At 53.0% G+C, this 536-nt stretch carries 1 pseudogene; it reads left to right on the top strand.

The annotated features are described in order from the left end of the window. A pseudogene (locus BN93_RS16175) lies at positions 1–536 on the top strand (TonB-dependent receptor domain-containing protein); the annotation flags it as partial.

Raw genomic sequence — 536 nt, 5'->3', positions numbered from 1 at the left:
CAACACGACGACCTATGCCATCTAGAGCAACGACAACCCTGACCTGAAGTGGGAGGTAAAGCATACCTTCGACATCGGTATCGACTTCGCCGCTTTCCAGAACCGTCTGAACGTTACTTTGGACTGGTATACTTCCAAGACGAAGGACCTGCTCTATACCTATACCGTACCTGTTCCGCCATTCACCTACAACACCTTGCTGGCGAACATGGGTGAGATGACCAATTCGGGCTTCGAAATCGGCGTGCGCGGCGACATCATCCGCACAAAGGACTTTACCTTCAATTCCGGCATGAACCTCAGCTTCCAGAAGAACAAGCTGAACTCGCTGAGCGGCACCTATAAAGGACAGAGACTGACGACCAGTGAGCACATCCCGGTTGCCAACATCAATGCGGCCGGCCTGACGCAGAACACCGGTGTGACCTATCTCATGGAGGGACAGCCGATCGGTGTATTCTACCTGCCCCACTGCAAAGGCATCGATGACAAGGGACAGTACATTATCGAAGACCTCGACAAGAACGGAACCATCG

It is taken from the genome of Prevotella conceptionensis 9403948, assembly GCF_000312305.1.
In the GTDB taxonomy this organism is placed as follows: Bacteria; Bacteroidota; Bacteroidia; order Bacteroidales; family Bacteroidaceae; genus Prevotella; species Prevotella conceptionensis.
The sequence above is the reverse complement of the archived record's forward strand: the minus strand, read 5'-3'. Positions and strand labels throughout refer to the sequence as shown.